Origin of the sequence: Enterobacter sp. MALB-1 (assembly GCF_041021625.1) — a bacterium.
Taxonomy (GTDB): Bacteria; Pseudomonadota; Gammaproteobacteria; order Enterobacterales; family Enterobacteriaceae; genus Enterobacter; species Enterobacter oligotrophicus.
The window spans coordinates 3,783,450-3,801,575 of the sequence record NZ_JBDPJL010000001.1 but is presented as its reverse complement, the minus strand read 5'-3'; the positions used below and the strand labels follow the sequence as shown (position 1 = coordinate 3,801,575).

Below are 18,126 nucleotides of genomic sequence, written 5' to 3'. Positions count from 1 at the left end.
GTGGGACAGCGAATTCCCGTTACGCTCGGCAATATTGCGCCGCTGGCGTTAAAGCCGTTTCGCGCAGGTCAGCTTGCACTGGTATGTGAAGGTGGCGGACAGCGCGGCATTTTCACCGCCGGTGTGCTGGACGAATTTATGCGCGCGCAATTCAACCCGTTCGACCTCTACTTTGGCACCTCTGCCGGGGCACAGAACCTCTCCGCCTATGTCTGCAACCAGCCGGGCTACGCGCGCAAAGTCATTATGCGCTATACCACCTCAAAGGAATTTTTTAATCCGGTGCGCTTTGTGCGCGGAGGAAACCTGATCGACCTCGACTGGTTGCTGGATTCTACTTCCAGCCAGATGCCGCTGGCGATGGATACCGCTGCGCGTCTGTTCGATACCGGGAAAGAATTCTGGATGTGTGCCAGCCGGGGTGATGATTACTCACCGGGCTATTTCTCTCCGCAGAAAGAGAACTGGCTGGATATCATTCGCGCCTCCAGCGCCATTCCTGGTTTTTATCGTTCTGGCGCATTGCTGGATGGCATCAGCTATCTCGACGGCGGTATCAGCGATGCGGTGCCAGTTCAGGAAGCGGCACGGCGGGGGGCGAAAACCATTGTTGTCATCCGCACGGTGCCTTCGCAAATGTACTACACCCCGCAGTGGTTTAAGCGCATGGAACGCTGGCTGGGCGACAGCAGCCTGCAGCCGCTGGTGAACATCGCAAAGCTGCATGAATCGACTTACGGTGCGATGCAGCGTTTTATCGAAAAACCGCCGGGAAAACTGCGCATCTTTGAAATTTATCCACCTAAGCCACTGGTGAGCATGGCGCTGGGCAGTCGCTTACCGGCGTTGCGTATGGATTACAAAACAGGGCGGCTGTGCGGGCGTTACTTCCTGGCAACGGTGGGTAAAATGCTGGCGGAGCAACCTCCGATTCATCGGCATAAACGCATTATTACGCCACCCGCCATTGTCGCTAATGATCCACTGGCCGTGCCGCTGGTGGATGTTCCGCAGGCGAACGATGTTCCACTGGATAACGAGGATCTGGCGTGATGCACCGCTTTATCGACACGCACTGCCACTTTGATTTTCCGCCGTTTACTGGTGATGAAGCGCAAAGTATCAAACGCGCGGCGGCGGCAGGCGTTAAGGCAATCGTTGTACCCGCGACTGAAGCCGCACATTTCGACAGGGTTTTAGAGCTTGCTCGCCACCACGAGGCGCTGTATGCCGCGCTGGGCCTGCATCCCATCGTCATTGAGCATCATACGGATGATCATGTTGACAGGCTGGATGCCCTCTTACAAACGGCAGAAAAGAAGCTGGTCGCGATTGGTGAGATCGGCCTCGATCTTTATCGCGAGGCTCCGCATTTTGAACGCCAGCAAACGATCCTCGACGCGCAGCTCCGTCTGGCAAAGCGCCACGATCTGCCGGTGATCCTTCACTCCCGGCGTACCCACGATAAACTGGCGATGCACCTGAAACGCATCGATCTGCCGCGCAAGGGCGTTGTGCACGGTTTTTCCGGCAGCCTGCAGCAGGCGCAGCGTTTTATCGATCTGGGCTATAAAATTGGCGTCGGGGGGACGATCACCTATCCCCGCGCCAGCAAAACCCGCGACGTGATGGCACAACTACCGCTTACCTCCCTGCTGCTGGAAACGGATGCCCCCGACATGCCGCTGAACGGTTTTCAGGGGCAGCCTAATCGCCCGGAACAGGCGGCGCGCGTGTTTGCTACGCTGTGCGAACTTCGCGATGAGCCAGAAGAGGTGATTGCGAATGCGCTGCTTGAGAATACCCGCTCGGTCTTTGGCATTACGCTATAGATAAAGTGCCGGGCGGATGACTGTAATCTTCTGTTTTTCAAGCGCAAGCGCCAGCGGTTCTATATCCTCCGGTGTTGCACTGCGCCATGTTGCCGCTTCACCGTATACCCCGTGGGCGTGAAATGCGTTGATTCGCACCGGAATGTTCCCAAGCCCGTGGATAAATGTCGTCAGCGGCTTCAGATGTTCCAGATAATCACACTGGTCAGGGATCACCAGCAACCGCAGTTCAGTCAGCCGTTGATGCTGCGCCAGCCAGTGAATACTTTGCTTAATCTGCGGATTCTCGCGGCCGGTCAGGAAGCGATGGTGTTCATTTCCCCAGGCTTTCAGATCCAGCATGGCACCATCCAGTACGGGCAGTAGTTTCTGCCAGCCGGTTTCGCTCAACAAACCATTGCTGTCCACCAGGCAGGTGAGATGGCGTAGTGCGGGATCGGCTTTGATCGCCGTGAAAAGAGCGATCAAAAACGGCAGTTGCGTTGTCGCCTCGCCGCCGCTCACGGTGACTCCCTCAATAAACGGCGCGGCTCTGCGGATCTGGGTAAGGACCTCTTCCACGCTGAAGCGGTGCGCCATCGGCGTTGCCTGCTGCGGGCACAGGTGCAGGCAGGTATCACACTGGTGGCAGTCACTCTCCTGCCACCAGACGCGTCCGGCCTGAATGCTTAACGCATCGTGCGGACAGTGAGGCACACAGTCGCCGCAGTCGTTGCAGCGTCCGATCGTCCACGGGTTGTGGCAGGTTTTGCAGCGCAGGTTACAGCCCTGCAGGAACAGCGCCAGGCGGCTGCCCGGCCCGTCCACGCAGGAGAAGGGGATAATCTGACTAACTAAAGCGCATCTGTTGTTCATGGCTTATCACGCGCGGCTGACGTTCCAGAATGCGGGTATTGCGTGCAGCTTCTTCGCCAAGCCAGGTGGTGTTAGTACGCGATCCGGCTTCGCGGTATTTTTCCAGGTCCGATAACCGCACCATATACCCGGTGACGCGCACCAGATCGTTACCCGCCACGTTAGCGGTGAATTCCCGCATCCCCGCATTGAACGCGCCCAGGCAAAGCTGAACGACCGCCTGCGGGTTGCGTTTCACCGTTGTTTCCAGCGTCAGGATGTCGCTGATACCGGCGTGGTAAAACTGATGATGTGGGGCGACGGCCAGCAGATGGCTGACTGGGTCCGGTTCATCACCGTAAGGCAGACGTGCGCCAGGCGTAGTGCCTGTGTCAGAGCTGATCCCCGACTGCGCATGAAGCATTGCCCGCTGTTTCCAGCCATATTTCACCGGCGTGTTTTCAACAAACGCCGCAAGCTGTTCGCTGATGCGATAGCCCAGCGTGTTGGCCTGCTCATCTTTACCGTAACGGCTCGCAAGACCTTCTTTTTCGCAGAGCGTGTTCACCGCTTCCGCCAGACCGTACATGCCAAACATCGGCACAAAACGATCGGCATCAATCAGCCCCTCTTTCACCAGGAAGCTATTCTCAAAGAAGGCGGATTTTTCATACAGGAACGTGCTGCGGGCATCAATGATGGCTATCTGCTGCTGGCAGTAGTACGGCAAGGTGCGGGTGAAGAAGTCTTCGATTGATTCGCTGTGTTCTGCAATCGCTTTCAGGTTGAGGCGCACCAGCGTGCTGCCACCGCCTGCAAGCGGCAGGGAGTTGTAACAGCTCACCACACCATAGCGACCTTTTGTGAAAATTTTATCATTCACCGGACCATTAGAAACATGCGGTTTGCTGCATTCACAAATGTTTTTCGCCACGCTGAGCAGCAGATCTTGCGGGGTGATATCAGGATCATAAATAAAGGTCAGATTAGGCGTAACCTGCTTCAGTTCTGCATCGGCACGCAGAATGGCGCGGGTGACAGGGGTATCAGCCGGGCCGATATTGGCATGCATAAAGGCATCCGGCAGCGTTCTGTCGAGATAGCGCCAGAAACGTTTTATTCGGCTATCGATCTCTTCTTGTGTTAGAATTCTAACATATGGTTGCAGCAACGCATCGAGCTGGCCCAGATAAACGGGCATTGATGTGACGGACGGAACATGATGGTAAAGAATCGTGAGCAGCGAGAGGGCATCGTCGAGATCTTTTGCCCCTTCCAGCTCCAGCCACTCTGAACCGTTAGCCAGGAATTTTTCATAATCCGGCAGAACGTAGCGCGGTTTGTAAGGCGCATGGCCTTCGAACATGTCGCAGATAAAGCCCTCGTCCAGCGCGGCGCGGGCCGCCTGGGGAAGCGGTGGATAGGGCAAATTGTTTTCCGCTTCCAGCGCCAGAAAGTGACGTTTTTGCTCCGGGCTCAATACCGGGCTTGTCACAATATGCTGGCAACGTTGTTGCAGGTCATCGGGGCTGGAGTGGGACATATTCGCTTCCTTTAGTGTTCTGCGGATGATGCACAGATTGTAGGAAGTCGTTCTGTTGAGGCTTTTGATCCGACACGGTGTATCGCTGCTTTAGCCAGCAGTTAGCGAATAAAAATTTGAGTCAGATCTCATTACAGTAATGCAAATTTGTACGAAGTTTTCATTAACTGTGATGAATGTCGAAGTGTAGATGCGGGTGAATGTTAGAATACTCACAGACCCGCAAGGTAAAATTGATACGGCACTGCCGTTGGAGAATGTTATGACCGATTTAACTGCAAGCAGCCTGCGCGCGTTGAAACTGATGGACCTGACCACCCTGAACGATGACGACACTAATGAGAAAGTCATCGCCCTGTGCCATCAGGCGAAAACGCCCGTCGGTAACACCGCAGCCATCTGTATCTACCCGCGCTTTATCCCGATTGCCCGTAAGACGCTGAAAGAGCAGGGCACGCCGGACGTGCGCATTGCAACCGTGACTAACTTCCCGCATGGCAACGACGACATCGAGATTGCGCTGGCGGAAACCCGCGCGGCGATTGCCTACGGCGCTGACGAAGTTGACGTGGTGTTCCCGTACCGCGCGCTGATCGCGGGCAACGAGCAGGTCGGTTTTGACCTGGTGAAAGCCTGTAAAGACGCGTGCGCGGCGGCAAACGTGCTGCTGAAAGTGATCATCGAAACCGGCGAGCTGAAAGAAGAGGCGTTGATTCGTAAAGCGTCTGAAATCTCCATCAAAGCCGGTGCGGACTTCATTAAAACCTCTACCGGTAAAGTGCCGGTCAACGCCACGCCAGAAAGCGCACGCATCATGATGGAAGTGATCCGTGATATGGGCGTGTCTAAAACTGTTGGCTTCAAGCCTGCGGGCGGTGTGCGCACGGCTGAAGACGCGCAGCAGTTCCTGGCGATTGCGGATGAACTGTTCGGCGCAGACTGGGCGGATTCCCGTCACTACCGTTTCGGCGCATCCAGCCTGCTGGCAAGCCTGCTGAAAGCGCTGGGTCACGGCGACGGTAAGAGCGCAAGCAGCTACTGATTGCCAGACAACGCCGGATGACGCTTCGCTTATCCGGCCTACAGGATCGTAGGGCGGGTAAGCGTAGCGCCACCCGCCACAATTCCCCCGATTCCGCATGGAGGTTTCCGTGTTTCTCGCACAAGAAATTATTCGTAAAAAACGTGATGGTCATGCATTAAGCGACGAAGAGATCCGCTTCTTTATCAACGGCATTCGTGACAACACCGTCTCTGAAGGGCAGATTGCTGCTCTGGCGATGACCATTTTCTTCCACGATATGTCGATGCCTGAGCGCGTGTCGCTGACCATGGCGATGCGAGATTCAGGAACCGTTCTGGACTGGAAAAGCCTCAACCTCAACGGCCCGATTGTGGATAAGCACTCCACCGGCGGCGTGGGCGACGTGACCTCTCTGATGCTTGGCCCAATGGTGGCGGCCTGCGGCGGTTACATCCCGATGATCTCCGGGCGCGGCCTGGGCCATACCGGCGGCACGCTCGACAAACTGGAAGCCATTCCGGGCTTCGATATCTTCCCGGATGACAACCGCTTCCGCGACATTATTAAAGACGTTGGTGTGGCGATTATCGGCCAGACCAGCTCTCTTGCTCCGGCAGACAAGCGTTTCTACGCGACGCGCGATATTACCGCAACCGTAGACTCCATCCCGCTGATCACCGCTTCTATCCTTGCCAAAAAGCTGGCAGAAGGACTGGACGCGCTGGTGATGGACGTGAAGGTGGGCAGCGGCGCGTTTATGCCAACCTATGAACTTTCTGCTGCGTTGGCTGAAGCGATCGTGGGCGTCTCCAATGGCGCAGGCGTGCGCACCACCGCGCTGCTGACGGATATGAACCAGGTTCTGGCCTCCAGCGCCGGTAATGCCGTTGAAGTGCGTGAAGCCGTGCAGTTCCTGACAGGTGAATACCGTAATCCGCGTCTGCTTGATGTGACGATGGCGCTGTGCGTGGAAATGCTGATCTCCGGCAAGCTCGCCAAAGACGACGCAGACGCCCGTGCGAAACTGCAGGCGGTGCTGGACAATGGCAAAGCGGCAGAGATCTTTGGCCGTATGGTTGCGGCGCAGAAAGGCCCGACCGATTTCGTGGAAAACTACGCCAAATATCTGCCAACCGCGACGCTCAGCAAAGCGGTTTATGCGGATACGGAAGGCTTTGTGTCGGCAATGGATACCCGTGCGCTCGGTATGGCGGTGGTATCAATGGGCGGCGGACGTCGTCAGGCATCGGACACCATTGATTACAGCGTCGGCTTCACTGATATGGCCCGTCTGGGCGACAGCGTTGACGGCCAACGTCCGCTGGCGGTGATCCATGCCAAAGACGAAGCCAGCTGGCAGGACGCGGCGAAAGCAGTGAAAGCGGCAATCACGCTTGACGATAAAGCACCGGAAAGCACACCTACGGTCTATCGTCGTATCACCGAATAACGGTATACTGATCTGATCGCTATTTTTTGAAGCACTACGTACGGAGAACAATTATGAAACGTGCATTTATTATGGTGCTGGACTCATTCGGCATCGGCGCAACAGAAGATGCAGAACGTTTTGGTGACGTGGGTTCCGATACCATGGGCCACATCGCGGAAGCCTGTGCGAAAGGCGAAGCGGACAACGGTCGTAAAGGCCCTCTGACCCTGCCAAACCTGACCCGTCTGGGTCTGGTGAAAGCACACGAAGGTTCTACCGGTAAAATCGCAGCCGGTATGGATGGCAACGCGGAAGTCGTGGGTGCCTACGCCTGGGCGCATGAGCTCTCTTCCGGTAAAGATACGCCGTCTGGACACTGGGAAATCGCCGGTGTACCGGTTCTCTTCGACTGGGGCTACTTCTCCGATCACGAGAACAGCTTCCCGCAGGAGCTGCTCGATAAGCTGGTTAAGCGCGCCAACCTGCCGGGTTATCTGGGTAACTGCCACTCTTCCGGTACAGTGATTCTGGATCAGCTCGGCGAAGAACACATGAAAACCGGCAAGCCGATTTTCTACACCTCTGCTGACTCCGTGTTCCAGATTGCCTGCCACGAAGAGACCTACGGTCTGGATAAACTCTACGAGCTGTGCGAAATCGCCCGTGAAGAGCTGACCGAAGGCGGCTACAACATCGGCCGCGTGATCGCGCGTCCGTTTATCGGCGACAAAGCGGGTAACTTCCAGCGTACCGGTAACCGTCACGACCTGGCCGTTGAGCCACCGGCACCAACCGTGCTGCAGAAACTGGTCGACGAGAAAGGCGGTCATGTGGTTTCCGTGGGTAAAATCGCGGATATCTACGCGAACTGCGGTATCACCAAAAAAGTGAAAGCCACCGGTCTGGATGCGCTGTTCGACGCTACCATCAAAGAGATGAAAGAAGCGGGTGACAAGACTATTGTCTTCACCAACTTCGTGGACTTCGACTCCTCATGGGGCCACCGTCGTGACGTTGCAGGCTATGCTGCCGGTCTTGAACTGTTTGACCGCCGTCTGCCGGAGCTGATGGAGCTGGTGGGTGAAGATGACATTCTGATCCTGACCGCGGACCACGGCTGTGATCCGACCTGGACCGGTACTGACCACACCCGTGAGCATATTCCGGTGCTGGTGTATGGCCCGAAAGTGAAACCAGGTTCGCTCGGTCACCGTGAAACTTTCGCGGATATCGGCCAGACGATTGCGAAATATTTTGGTACGTCTGACATGGAATATGGCAAGGCTATGTTCTAAACGGATTGGGTGCGGCCTGATGCCCTCACCCCAGCCCTCTCCCACAGGGAGAGGGAGAACAGTATGTAGGCCGGGTTAGGCGCAGCCGCCACCCGGCAAAAACAACAATGTAAAAGGAACTGAAGATGGCAACTCCTCACATTAATGCAGAAATGGGTGATTTCGCTGACGTCGTCTTGATGCCGGGCGACCCGCTGCGTGCGAAGCACATTGCAGAAACCTTCCTGGAAGACGTGCGTGAAGTGAACAACGTTCGCGGCATGCTGGGCTTCACGGGCACTTACAAGGGCCGCAAAATCTCCGTAATGGGTCACGGCATGGGCATCCCATCCTGCTCTATTTATACCAAAGAGCTGATCACCGATTTCGGTGTGAAGAAAATCATCCGCGTTGGCTCCTGCGGCGCGGTGCGCATGGACGTTAAACTGCGTGACGTGGTTATCGGCATGGGTGCCTGCACCGATTCCAAAGTCAACCGCATGCGTTTTAAAGATCATGACTTCGCGGCGATTGCAGACTTCGGCATGGTGCGTAACGCGGTTGACGCCGCAAAAGCGCTGGGCGTTGACGCGCGCGTGGGGAACATCTTCTCCGCCGATCTGTTCTACTCCCCGGACGGCGAAATGTTCGACGTGATGGAGAAATACGGCATTCTGGGTGTTGAAATGGAAGCGGCCGGTATCTACGGCGTGGCGGCGGAGTTTGGTGCGAAAGCGCTGACCATCTGCACCGTGTCTGACCATATCCGTACGCATGAGCAAACCTCTGCTGCTGAGCGTCAGACCACCTTCAACGACATGATCAAAATCGCGCTGGAATCCGTTCTGCTGGGCGATAAAGAGTAATGTTGTCAATGCCGGGCGGCGCTCGCTGCCCGGCATTTTTTCACCTTACAGGTACACCACGCTAATGGTCGCCTGACCATCAAATTCCGTATCTTCCGTCAAAGACAGCTTTTTCAGGCTTTCAACGGCCAGCGAGACGTTCAGGGGGAAGAGACGCTGTATACAGACATCGGGTCGGTTTTTCCTGCTGGTGCTACGCTCATCAGTCCCAGGTCTTTATTGGCGATAGTGCCGCCATTGGCTTTCTGCCAGCGGCTCATGCCAGAACCTGCCGTCACCGCAGTACGGATCGGCTCAACTGTTGCACCATTCGCGGTTACTTCACCTGTGCTGGTATAGATTGAATAAGCACCAATGTTCTTACCATCATGCGTTTTGCCCAGGCCAAATGTAGACATGCTGCCGCGCAGCTCGCCGCCGTTTGACGTGGCGTGCGCCACTTTCAGGTTTGAACTGCTGCCAGTGCTGGCGTTGGAATCCGTGCGGTTATCCGCAATACTCCAGCCCACTTTTGTTGGTGTCGGGCAATTGATCGTCAGCGTGAGCCCTTTTTCACCCAACTGTGTTGTCTGGGTTTGAGAAAGCTCCCCCACTTTAATGGTACCGAAATCAATAACACCGTTATTGCTCAGTTCAGGAACGCAAGAGGCACTGCTTAGTGTCGCTTTGACTTTCAACACCGCACTGTCACCAGCATGGGCTGCTGTTGCCGCCATTGCCAGAGCGGCGACAATCAAACTTTTTTTCATAGTTATTCCTTAACATAGATATAATTAAGCGCAATCGTGACCTGCTTTCACAGTTCAGATGCCTGTTTTTCTTCTAACTATTCACCCGAGTGATAAACCCGAGACGGTGAATTATTTATTCCTTCGTTAATAACACCCATGACAAATGGCTTTCCAGTTCCGTGATGTCACTGGTATGTCGCAGTTGGCTATTATTAATAACAGGAATGAGTTTGATCGTGAAACTCATGTTTTTTCCACGAACATAGTTCATATTGTCTCGCGCAATTACACCTTCGTTATTTTTCAAAAGTATTTTTGCTGCGGGATTATCAGCATAAGCAAAATTAGCCTGATCGGTCGTTTTTGAGAGGTTGTGAGAGTGACCATCAATGATCATATTGTAGGCGCTTATTACCAGCCGGCTTTCATCACCAAACAATACGGCTCCACCGGGGCCGGATGCCGCCTGGACAAAAAGGGCCATGACTACGGGCTCAGGGCAATACACATTGACCATAACGTCTTTTGCGGGCATTCGCTGCCAGTTTTTTTGCGAAGCGACAATATCGTCCTGCCTGAATTTTCCAAAAGAGACATTCGGCTGGGAAAATGCCACATGACACTCCTCGCAAATCGCTTGCGCTGAAAAGAGCAATGTCAAACACGTCAATGTATGAAGCAGTTTTTTGTGCAATTTACTCACTGGCATAATCCTTTTGCGTTTTCGTAATAGGCGTCTTTGTTTTTCTCGTCACTCAGGGAATAATGGATTTGGCATATTTTTGTCATATTGTCATCGACAACAAACAGCTCTGGCGTGCCCGTCGCATCGGGAATAAATACGCTGCCGTTATCCATAACGCTGACAATATAATTGCTCTCTTTATCGACAATGCTCAGACCTCGGGTGAGCCAGGAACCATCACCTCTTTTCACCTCCAGCATGACCCGACGGGTATTCAGTACATGGAAATCAATTTGTGCAAACGATCCGTATGCCGCGTTAATCGTCTGGATACCATTAGACAAATCCATTCCTTGTGGTAAAGAACTGGTATTGATAACAATCTGTGATTTCTGCCACTCCCTTAATCCAGGTACGACGGCCTGACCCCAGGCATCTGTCCAGACAGTACCATCCGGCGTGTTGATCTCAATTCCGCTTTCAGGCTCGCTCAACCGCGCAATACCGAAGGTGTCCTTAATCGGGTAAGGCGTAAAAGTGATCCCATGAGGATGTAACGCAACGCCACCGTTTAAAGAGGCGCTGTAGTTGTGTTGATCGTCATCGCTTTGACCAGCCGCCAGGCCTAACTGCGTATAATGCAGGTTAGAGCTGATATTCCCATTGAAGGAGTAGCTTCGACTTTCGCTTTCGCGATCGGCAGAGAGATTGTAGTTGATGCTTTGCCCAATATTCCCGCTGTCCTGGACGCCATAATTTCGTTTATCACCCTGGCTGCGCATATACGTGCTGATACGCTCTGTGCCGAAGGGAATAATTAAGCTGGCATAAAACGTATCACCATCATTCTGGCTGTTATATTCAGAATCATCACTGCTCAGCGCATGCTGCCAGTTTAACGACAGAGAGGCATGCCCCAGCGTTTTGCTCCAGGATGCCATCAGGTAGCGCGAGCCACCGCCGTTCTCATCCCCGGAATCGGCGCTGTATTGCACCGATACTGATCCCATAATGTCATTATTCCAGTTGAGGCTGGCGTTCCAGGAATTCTGGTAAGATTGTGAATCCGGGTCCATGGCTTCCGTCATTTCGCGATAGCCACCGGTATAATGAGAGGCACTCAGGCTTAATGACAGCTGCGCGGGAAGCATAATGTTGCTTTGCAGTTCGGCCTTATTTCCCTGTTGCTGGCCGTGATAACGGGCATTGCTCATCATAATGCCGGGAGAAACTTGCCAGTTTTCGTTAATAAACCACTCCAGCATAGCCCCTGCCGCCTGGTATTTTTCAGCCACAACGCCTGCGGTGGTGGCTGAAACGCGCGAGCCGATGCGTGAGCCATTTGACAGATTCACCACCCAGGGAGAACGCGCTTCCTCTCCGCTATCACGGACCTGCCCCACGGAAAAACTTAAACCTTCAACCCGTGATAAGCCGTTAATATTCAGCGCGGAAGAGGGAACGGTGAAGCGTGTGGTTGAACCATCGGTTTCAACGACATTGACATCCAAATCGATATTACTGCGTACAACGGGAACATCAGTTAACGTGAATGGACCCGCATTAACCAATGACGAATAGATAACCTGGCCCGACTGTCGAACCTCGACACGTGCCTGGTTGGTTCGCGCAATACCTGAAACACTGGTCGCAGGGATATCGGGTTGTAACCCGGTTTCAGGCAGAAACTGCAGACCCGTAATTTGGCTCCCGCCGAAGAGGGAAGAACTGACATTTATCTGGCCAACCTGCGCCCGAAGTTTACGTTCTTCAAAAACGTGTTCCGCATAGGTATAAAGATTTTCAGCGCTTCGGGTTCCGTTATCATCGGTTAAAATGTAATTACTGCGCAGCGTCCAGTTTGCAAGATTGAGGCCCGCACCAATGTTTCCCTGGGAGAATGTGCTGTTGCCTCCGCTACCATATTCGTTGTAATTACTGAATGCGTTGTAGTTAATCAGTCCGGCAAAGCCACCGTGCGAGTAATACTGTGCCGCATAAAAGCCGTTATCCATGGCTTCTGCAGGGACAAACAATTCCAGTGATTCTGTGTTCGGCAGCAATGTAATCGTTGCTGAAGGATAATCTTTCAGCAAATCGTGACACTTCTCGCTGGAACTGATACTCAGGGGTAGAAGCCCTACCGCATGGGTGAAATCATCATCAGCACAAAGCTGGCCGTTTTCGCCAATACGAATAGCCAGCGTGCCTTTATCAACACCGTTAATTTTCACCTGTACCGCGTGAGATCCCGGCAGGTAGCGTTGTTCTTCTGAAAAATAATGCGCCAGGTTTTTACTGATGCCCCGCGTCGCCAGAATATCGGTGTTGAAATCAACGTCAGCGGCAAGCAACGCCTGCGCATGCAGCAAGGCTACCGCAACAAGCGCTACCCGGTATGTTCGAGGGCGAAAAGAGGACGTAATCACCAGTGTTTCCCGAAATTAATGCGTAAGGGAGGCGGTAAAATTGTCGACTTCAATGCCATAGCGGCTGGCTGGGCTGAATTCGACCGCATTATCCGTATTGCTCAAAGGCGATTGGGTCTGCACAGCCATTGTTTCGCCAGGCAGAATAAAGGTTTTATTCAGTAATCCGGCTTGATGAGAGGGAAGTAACGTTACTGCGGTCGAAAAACGTACCACATAAGCGGATGTATTACGGACCTGAATATGATTATCCGTAACGGACCAGGTCAATAATTTCCATGCATCGGTGACGACAGGAAGATTTTTCGGATGAATTAATACCGGTAAGTCCTGGCGGAGGTTGATCCCAACTTTCACATTTTTGTCACTGGATTTGGGAGGTATCCCTTCAAATACGACACGTTTGTAATGCTCAACGGTGAGCGGTTCCTTGCTTTCAAGGATAAAACGAACCTGTTGTTCCTGGCCGGGCTCAAGGCGCACAACGGGTTGAGTGACATTAAGTTTCACGCCTTCGTCACCTTCCACATCCTTGATCGAGGTATAGAGAAGGGTTGGGATATTATCGGTGTTTTTAACGTTCATGATGCCGCCGTGATTGGCTTCATCAATCATTAATAATGTGGTTTCTGGCACCATGCCTGCGGCAAACAGTGTCGACGGCAGGGCAACGACAAGGGAAGGCAAGAAAAGCGCAACTTTCAGGTTCATAGATATGATTTTTCTTCAGAAGAGAATGAAAACAAAACTCTCTATTTACATAGAGAGTTTTGAATGGCTATTCGCGCTTAGAGATAAACCAGCGTGATAGTGGACTGACCGTCAAGTTCGGTTTTGTCTGTCAGCGTTAAGGTTTTGCTTGGCGCAACGGCCAGCGCAATTTTCAGTGGGAAGACAGCGCTGGTGAACGCCAGCGGAGAACGCTCGCCCGTTTTAGAAACGGTCAGAACGTCCGAACCATCGCTTTTGAGCATGCCGTTAGCCCACATGTTCTGCCAGCTTGACTTGCTGATGGTGCCACCTTTGTACAGTGATGAAGCGATTGGCTGTGCCGCCGCGCCATTTGCAGTGATAGCGCTCAGGTAAGTGGATACCGCGTACGCACCGATATTTTCACCTGCGCTGGTTTTACCTACGCCGTTCAGTGACTTACGGCCGGTGGCTTTCTGACCATCTGTCGTGCCATTTTCAATCCAGAATTCCGTCGAGGTCAGGCTTCCACCTGCGTTGGAATCCGCGCGATCGTCGGTGATGTTCCAGCCCACGCGGGTTGGCGACTGGCAGTTGATGGTCAGTGTGACATCCTTGTGGCCCGCCTGATAAGGCACGGCAGAGGAGAGTGAGTTCAGACCAATTTCACCAAAATCAGCCATACCGCCGTTGCTCAGCTCAGGCACACATCCTGCGCTGGTCAGCGTGCCGTGGACTTTCAGCATTGCGGTAGGTTCTGCACATACTGCCGTTGCCGCCAGAGATAACGCGGTGGCAAGAAGAAGTTTTTTCATTGTTATTCCTTAACCATTGAAATATTAAGTAACAGAAGATATTTATAACCTTCATATCGCTTGTTATTGGGTAACGACTTGAATTACAAGCGGCGTAGATTCTAGTAATGAAACCCGTAATTAATTAGTTAGTTTTTCTTACGAAGTGTTTGAGAATTTGTTATGTCATGAATAAACATTCGCGTATGTATAAGTCGTGATGGAATAAAAATGGCGGGATATTCCCGCCGTGAAAAGAGACACTATTGTGTTTCGTTCATTAAAGATAAATGAGCGTTATTGTGGTTTCACCACTGAGTTGCGCTTCGTCAGTTGTCGTCAGGCGGTTAGTATTAACAATAGCCAGAGAGACTTTAAATGGATATACAACGTTAGTCACTGCCAGTGGTGACATTTTCCCTGGCGTTGTCGCGGTTTCAATTTCGGCATTTCCATTAGCAATGACACCCGTGCTAAGGTTACGCCACATATATTCACCTTTCGCATTTGTGTAAGCGGGGGCATAAATAACCTGAGCGGGCATTCCGTTTGCTGTTACTTCATTTATACGTGTACTGATCGCATACGCGCCAATATTTTCACCCGCATCGGTTTTACCTACACCATACGTCGTTCCTGCTCCCCAGGCATCGTTGCCGTTATCCATTGCATCACGAATATAAAACTCGCTGGAGGAGAGATGGGCTGCGGCATTAGAGTCTTCTTTATTATCGGCAATACTCCATGCGACTTTTGTTGGCGACGGGCAACGAATTGTCAGAGACATATCTTTCTGACCCATCTGGTTAGTCTGAGTGGGAGAAAGTTGGTCTAATGCAATAGTTCCGAAATTAATAGAACCGCCGTTACTTAATTCAGGCGTACAGGATGCATTATTCATCTTCCCCTGAACTTTCATTACCACAGAAGAGTCAGCACAGGCCGCAGAAGTCGCCACTGCGATAGCCGCAGCAAGGATCACTTTTTTCATTGTTATTCCTTTACAGAAAAATAAGGATTGGATTTTTATATAGGTAATTAACTTGTCAACTAACAAGCGAGGAGATTCTATTGAGGGTAGGACTCATTTAGATAATTAGGAATTCTAATCTTGATGTTAAGTGTTGTTAATGGTTGTAAATACATATGCGAATGTATTTACAACCATTGAGGGCAAGACAAAAAATGCAACCCACGGTCGTAAATTATCGAACGGCTTTGGCAATCCACGCCGACAATTCCCGTAATTCATTTTCCTGTTCCGGGAAATCACCGATTAATGCATCACACTCCTGCTGTAGCATATCCGCCCGATATAAACAGCCCTGCAGGCGTGCCGCCAGCGCCTCTAACGGGGCCGGATTCAGGCTGTCCGTAAACACCTGCGTACGGGAAATATGACCTTTTTCTACGTCAAAATGCAGTTCCACGCCGCCCCAGGTAAAACGCTCGTCCAGCAGGTGCGAAAAGGCCGGTGCCTGGCCGAAATTCCATTCCCAACTGCTCTGGCGGGCAAAGGTTTCAGCGAAGTTTGGCAGGTCCGGGGTCTTATCCGGTGAAATCACTTCCGCTTCCACGCGCTCGCCGTAATGCTCAAAGAATGCCTCGCGGATCGCGTCGCAAATTTGCGCGTGAGTTATGCCCGGCAGCAATTCCACCAGATTCGCCACGCGACCGCGCACGGAGGTGATGCCTTTGGCCTGCAGCTTTTTCTTATCAGGATTCAGGTAGTTCGCAAGACGGCTCAAATCGGCGTTCAGTAGCAGCGTGCCGTGATGGAACCCGCGATCCAGGGTTTCACGGTAGGCGGAGCCGGACACTTTACGGTCTCCCTCGTCGGTTTTCACCACCAGATCGTTGCGCCCGGAGGCTTCAGCCGTCACGCCGAGAGAGTTAAGTGCATGGAGCACAATGGAGGTAGAGATGGTTTTGTCGTATTCCGGTTTACCCGCCATAAAGGTAAAGCAGGTATTGCCGAGATCGTGGAACACCGCGCCGCCGCCGCTGCTTCGGCGTGCAAGACGGACATTGTCCTCTTCCATGCGCCGCGTGTTGCACTCTTTCCACGGGTTTTGTGCGCGTCCAATAACGACGGTATCGGCGTTGCGCCAGAGAAACAGGACACGCTGGGTGGCGGGCATCTGGCGGAAGATGCACTCTTCCACCGCGAGATTAAACCAGGGATCGTAAGAGTCAGAGATAAGCAGGCGTAACGTCGTCATGGCAGAGTTCCTTTTCCGAATCATCTGCCTACTTTATCATTAATCTTTCTTCTCGCTCTCTTCCTCTTCGGGAATCGACTTACTGGCGGTCAGCAGGAAAGGTGACTGCTGCCAGCGGGTACGCTTACCCTGTAGCAGGGTGCGCGCCAGTACAACGCCGATAGCCAGTGAGAGCAGCAGCATCAGGCGCAGAATATTGGTGGTGTTATCTACCTGTTTGGCTTCGGTTGGCAGTGTATGGGTATCGAGCGTCAGGCGCAGATAACCCAGTGGGCCATTTTTGCCCTGAATGGGTTCGACGATCTGCTGGTTGAAATATCCTCCGGCTTTTTTCCCATCCAGCGCCAGCCTGTCGCGCACGTCGACATGCTCGCCTGCACGGGCTACCAGGTCGCCCTGTTCGTCGTAGACACCGGCGTCCAGAATACGGCTATTCTCTGTTAGCTGGCGTAAAACCTGGGCTATCCGCTTATCATCCGGTGTTTCGGTACGCATGGACGGCGCAACGTTGAGCGTGACCTGGCGCGCCAGCGTGCGAGCCAGTTCTTCAAATTGTGGGTTGCGTTGCCGTTGATGATTCTGGCTAAACCACGATGCCCCCTGCATCAGCACCACGAGGAGTGCGAGACAGATCAGGACAATCACGGCGCGATGAAGCCGGAATTTCAGTTTTGCGCGAGCCATATTCCACCTGTTGAAAATTTACGGCTTAATGTTGCCAGAAGTGATGGTTACAGGGTAGCCTCATGCGTTATTTTCCCTCTGCAACCTTCCGGCGCGAACGAATTCACAGGAGCTTCAATGCCGAACATTACCTGGTGCGACCTGCCTGACGATGTCTCTTTATGGCCAGGACTGCCGCTCTCTTTAAGTGGTGATGAGGTGATGCCTCTGGATTACCACGCTGGCCGTAGTGGCTGGCTGCTGTACGGACGTGGCCTGGATAAGCAACGCCTCACCCAGTATCAAACCAAACTGGGGGCGGCGATGGTTATCGTCGCGGCCTGGTGCGTGGAAGATTATCAGGTCATTCGCCTGGCCGGTTCTCTGACGCAGCGTGCGACGCGCCTGGCGCATGACGCCGGGCTGGACGTTGCGCCGCTTGGCAAAATACCTCATCTGAAAACGCCAGGGCTGCTGGTGATGGATATGGACTCTACTGCCATCCAGATCGAGTGTATTGATGAACTCGCTAAACTGGCGGGCAGCGGTGAGCTGGTGGCAGAAGTGACTGAACGCGCGATGCGCGGCGAGCTGGACTTTACCGCCAGCCTGAGACAGCGCGTGGCGACCCTGAAAGGTGCCGATGCGAACATTCTGCGTCAGGTCCGGGACGAATTACCGCTGATGCCAGGGTTAACGCAACTGGTGCTCAAGCTGGAAACGCTGGGCTGGAAAGTGGCGATTGCGTCGGGCGGGTTTACTTTCTTCGCGGACTATCTGCGCGATAAGCTGCGTCTGACGACAGTAGTCGCCAATGAGCTGGAAATCAGGGACGGCAAACTGACCGGGCAGGTGCTCGGCGACATCGTGGATGCGCAGTACAAAGCCAACACGCTGACACGTCTGGCGGAAAAATATGACATTCCTGCTGAGCAGACGGTGGCGATCGGCGACGGTGCTAACGATCTGCCGATGATCAAAGCGGCGGGCCTCGGTATTGCTTACCACGCCAAGCCAAAAGTAAATGAAAAGACGGAAGTGACTATCCGTCATGCTGATCTGATGGGGGTGTTCTGCATTCTCTCTGGCAGCGTGAACCAGAAATAA

General features: G+C 53.1%; 17 protein-coding genes. 7 read left to right on the top strand and 10 right to left on the bottom strand.

All coding sequences use genetic code 11. From position 1 onward, the window contains the following. Together ABGB15_RS18185 and ABGB15_RS18180 are read left to right on the top strand one after the other, a co-directional pair. The gene (locus tag ABGB15_RS18185; protein WP_152083356.1) at positions 1 to 1,053 is read left to right on the top strand and encodes a patatin family protein; all 1,053 of its coding nucleotides are present in this window, start codon (positions 1 to 3) and stop codon (positions 1,051 to 1,053) included. Further along, positions 1,050 to 1,832, top strand: coding sequence for a TatD family hydrolase (locus tag ABGB15_RS18180; protein ID WP_152083357.1), 783 nt, complete (start codon positions 1,050 to 1,052; stop codon positions 1,830 to 1,832). Before ABGB15_RS18185 ends, ABGB15_RS18180 begins: the two co-directional genes overlap by 4 nt. Here ABGB15_RS18180 and ABGB15_RS18175 read toward each other — a convergent pair. Together ABGB15_RS18175 and ABGB15_RS18170 are read right to left on the bottom strand one after the other, a co-directional pair. Beyond that, positions 1,827 to 2,687, bottom strand: a complete 861-nt coding sequence (locus ABGB15_RS18175) for a YjjW family glycine radical enzyme activase (RefSeq protein ID WP_215723361.1) — start codon at positions 2,685 to 2,687, stop codon at positions 1,827 to 1,829. The genes ABGB15_RS18180 and ABGB15_RS18175 overlap by 6 nt on opposite strands. Continuing rightward, positions 2,662 to 4,209, bottom strand: coding sequence for a YjjI family glycine radical enzyme (locus ABGB15_RS18170; RefSeq protein ID WP_215723360.1), 1,548 nt, complete (start codon positions 4,207 to 4,209; stop codon positions 2,662 to 2,664). The genes ABGB15_RS18175 and ABGB15_RS18170 overlap by 26 nt, the downstream gene beginning before the upstream one ends. A gap of 262 nt (positions 4,210 to 4,471) precedes the next feature. On the opposite strand from ABGB15_RS18170, the gene deoC reads away from it, so the two are divergent. The 4 genes from deoC to deoD all read left to right on the top strand — a co-directional run bounded on the left by deoC (position 4,472) and on the right by deoD (position 8,805). Continuing rightward, on the top strand, positions 4,472 to 5,251 hold the full coding sequence (deoC, locus tag ABGB15_RS18165) for a deoxyribose-phosphate aldolase (RefSeq protein ID WP_023310320.1): 780 nt from the start codon (positions 4,472 to 4,474) through the stop codon (positions 5,249 to 5,251). Between the two features lie 109 nt (positions 5,252 to 5,360). Beyond that, positions 5,361 to 6,683 carry a thymidine phosphorylase gene (deoA, locus tag ABGB15_RS18160; protein ID WP_215723359.1) on the top strand — a complete coding sequence of 441 codons (1,323 nt, stop codon included), beginning with the start codon at positions 5,361 to 5,363 and terminating at the stop codon, positions 6,681 to 6,683. Positions 6,684 to 6,736: 53 nt separating this feature from the next. Continuing rightward, positions 6,737 to 7,960 (top strand): phosphopentomutase, encoded by a 1,224-nt coding sequence (gene deoB, locus ABGB15_RS18155; RefSeq protein WP_152083361.1) that lies wholly within the window; start codon positions 6,737 to 6,739, stop codon positions 7,958 to 7,960. Positions 7,961 to 8,085: 125 nt separating this feature from the next. Next, a complete protein-coding gene (deoD, locus tag ABGB15_RS18150; RefSeq protein WP_152083362.1) occupies positions 8,086 to 8,805 on the top strand; it encodes a purine-nucleoside phosphorylase in 720 nt (239 codons plus the stop codon). 140 nt (positions 8,806 to 8,945) lie between these two features. Here the strand turns inward: deoD and ABGB15_RS18145 are convergent, their stop codons facing one another. The 8 genes from ABGB15_RS18145 to ABGB15_RS18110 form a co-directional block, all read right to left on the bottom strand. Further along, entirely contained in the window at positions 8,946 to 9,554 is a 609-nt protein-coding gene (locus ABGB15_RS18145; RefSeq protein WP_369064254.1) for a DUF1120 domain-containing protein, read from the bottom strand. 115 nt (positions 9,555 to 9,669) lie between these two features. Continuing rightward, on the bottom strand, positions 9,670 to 10,239 hold the full coding sequence (locus ABGB15_RS18140; RefSeq protein ID WP_313326608.1) for a hypothetical protein: 570 nt from the start codon (positions 10,237 to 10,239) through the stop codon (positions 9,670 to 9,672). Continuing rightward, positions 10,236 to 12,650 carry a fimbrial biogenesis usher protein gene (locus ABGB15_RS18135; protein WP_215723357.1) on the bottom strand — a complete coding sequence of 805 codons (2,415 nt, stop codon included), beginning with the start codon at positions 12,648 to 12,650 and terminating at the stop codon, positions 10,236 to 10,238. The genes ABGB15_RS18140 and ABGB15_RS18135 overlap by 4 nt, the downstream gene beginning before the upstream one ends. A gap of 15 nt (positions 12,651 to 12,665) precedes the next feature. Then, positions 12,666 to 13,361: a fimbria/pilus chaperone family protein gene (locus tag ABGB15_RS18130; protein WP_152083366.1), complete on the bottom strand. Its 696-nt coding sequence runs from the start codon at positions 13,359 to 13,361 to the stop codon at positions 12,666 to 12,668. Positions 13,362 to 13,438: 77 nt separating this feature from the next. Next, a complete protein-coding gene (locus tag ABGB15_RS18125) occupies positions 13,439 to 14,155 on the bottom strand; it encodes a DUF1120 domain-containing protein (protein ID WP_152083367.1) in 717 nt (238 codons plus the stop codon). A gap of 259 nt (positions 14,156 to 14,414) precedes the next feature. After that, positions 14,415 to 15,125, bottom strand: a complete 711-nt coding sequence (locus ABGB15_RS18120) for a DUF1120 domain-containing protein (protein WP_152083368.1) — start codon at positions 15,123 to 15,125, stop codon at positions 14,415 to 14,417. Between the two features lie 214 nt (positions 15,126 to 15,339). After that, positions 15,340 to 16,356, bottom strand: a complete 1,017-nt coding sequence (gene lplA, locus ABGB15_RS18115) for a lipoate--protein ligase LplA (RefSeq protein ID WP_152083369.1) — start codon at positions 16,354 to 16,356, stop codon at positions 15,340 to 15,342. Positions 16,357 to 16,395: 39 nt separating this feature from the next. Beyond that, positions 16,396 to 17,040, bottom strand: a complete 645-nt coding sequence (locus ABGB15_RS18110; RefSeq protein WP_152083370.1) for a YtjB family periplasmic protein — start codon at positions 17,038 to 17,040, stop codon at positions 16,396 to 16,398. Positions 17,041 to 17,157: 117 nt separating this feature from the next. Here ABGB15_RS18110 and serB point away from each other — a divergent pair, with 117 nt between their 5' ends. Beyond that, a complete protein-coding gene (gene serB, locus ABGB15_RS18105; RefSeq protein ID WP_152083371.1) occupies positions 17,158 to 18,126 on the top strand; it encodes a phosphoserine phosphatase in 969 nt (322 codons plus the stop codon).

What these genes read in the sequence shown, in the direction of transcription:
- lplA (WP_152083369.1), bottom strand. Translation starts at nt 16,356, where the DNA reads ATGACGACGTTACGCCTGCTTATCTCTGACTCTTACGATCCCTGGTTT.
- deoD (WP_152083362.1), top strand. Translation starts at nt 8,086, where the DNA reads ATGGCAACTCCTCACATTAATGCAGAAATGGGTGATTTCGCTGACGTC.
- ABGB15_RS18130 (WP_152083366.1), bottom strand. Translation starts at nt 13,361, where the DNA reads ATGAACCTGAAAGTTGCGCTTTTCTTGCCTTCCCTTGTCGTTGCCCTG.
- ABGB15_RS18110 (WP_152083370.1), bottom strand. Translation starts at nt 17,040, where the DNA reads ATGGCTCGCGCAAAACTGAAATTCCGGCTTCATCGCGCCGTGATTGTC.
- ABGB15_RS18120 (WP_152083368.1), bottom strand. Translation starts at nt 15,125, where the DNA reads ATGAAAAAAGTGATCCTTGCTGCGGCTATCGCAGTGGCGACTTCTGCG.
- ABGB15_RS18125 (WP_152083367.1), bottom strand. Translation starts at nt 14,155, where the DNA reads ATGAAAAAACTTCTTCTTGCCACCGCGTTATCTCTGGCGGCAACGGCA.
- deoB (WP_152083361.1), top strand. Translation starts at nt 6,737, where the DNA reads ATGAAACGTGCATTTATTATGGTGCTGGACTCATTCGGCATCGGCGCA.
- ABGB15_RS18170 (WP_215723360.1), bottom strand. Translation starts at nt 4,209, where the DNA reads ATGTCCCACTCCAGCCCCGATGACCTGCAACAACGTTGCCAGCATATT.
- ABGB15_RS18145 (WP_369064254.1), bottom strand. Translation starts at nt 9,554, where the DNA reads ATGAAAAAAAGTTTGATTGTCGCCGCTCTGGCAATGGCGGCAACAGCA.
- deoC (WP_023310320.1), top strand. Translation starts at nt 4,472, where the DNA reads ATGACCGATTTAACTGCAAGCAGCCTGCGCGCGTTGAAACTGATGGAC.
- serB (WP_152083371.1), top strand. Translation starts at nt 17,158, where the DNA reads ATGCCGAACATTACCTGGTGCGACCTGCCTGACGATGTCTCTTTATGG.
- ABGB15_RS18175 (WP_215723361.1), bottom strand. Translation starts at nt 2,687, where the DNA reads ATGAACAACAGATGCGCTTTAGTTAGTCAGATTATCCCCTTCTCCTGC.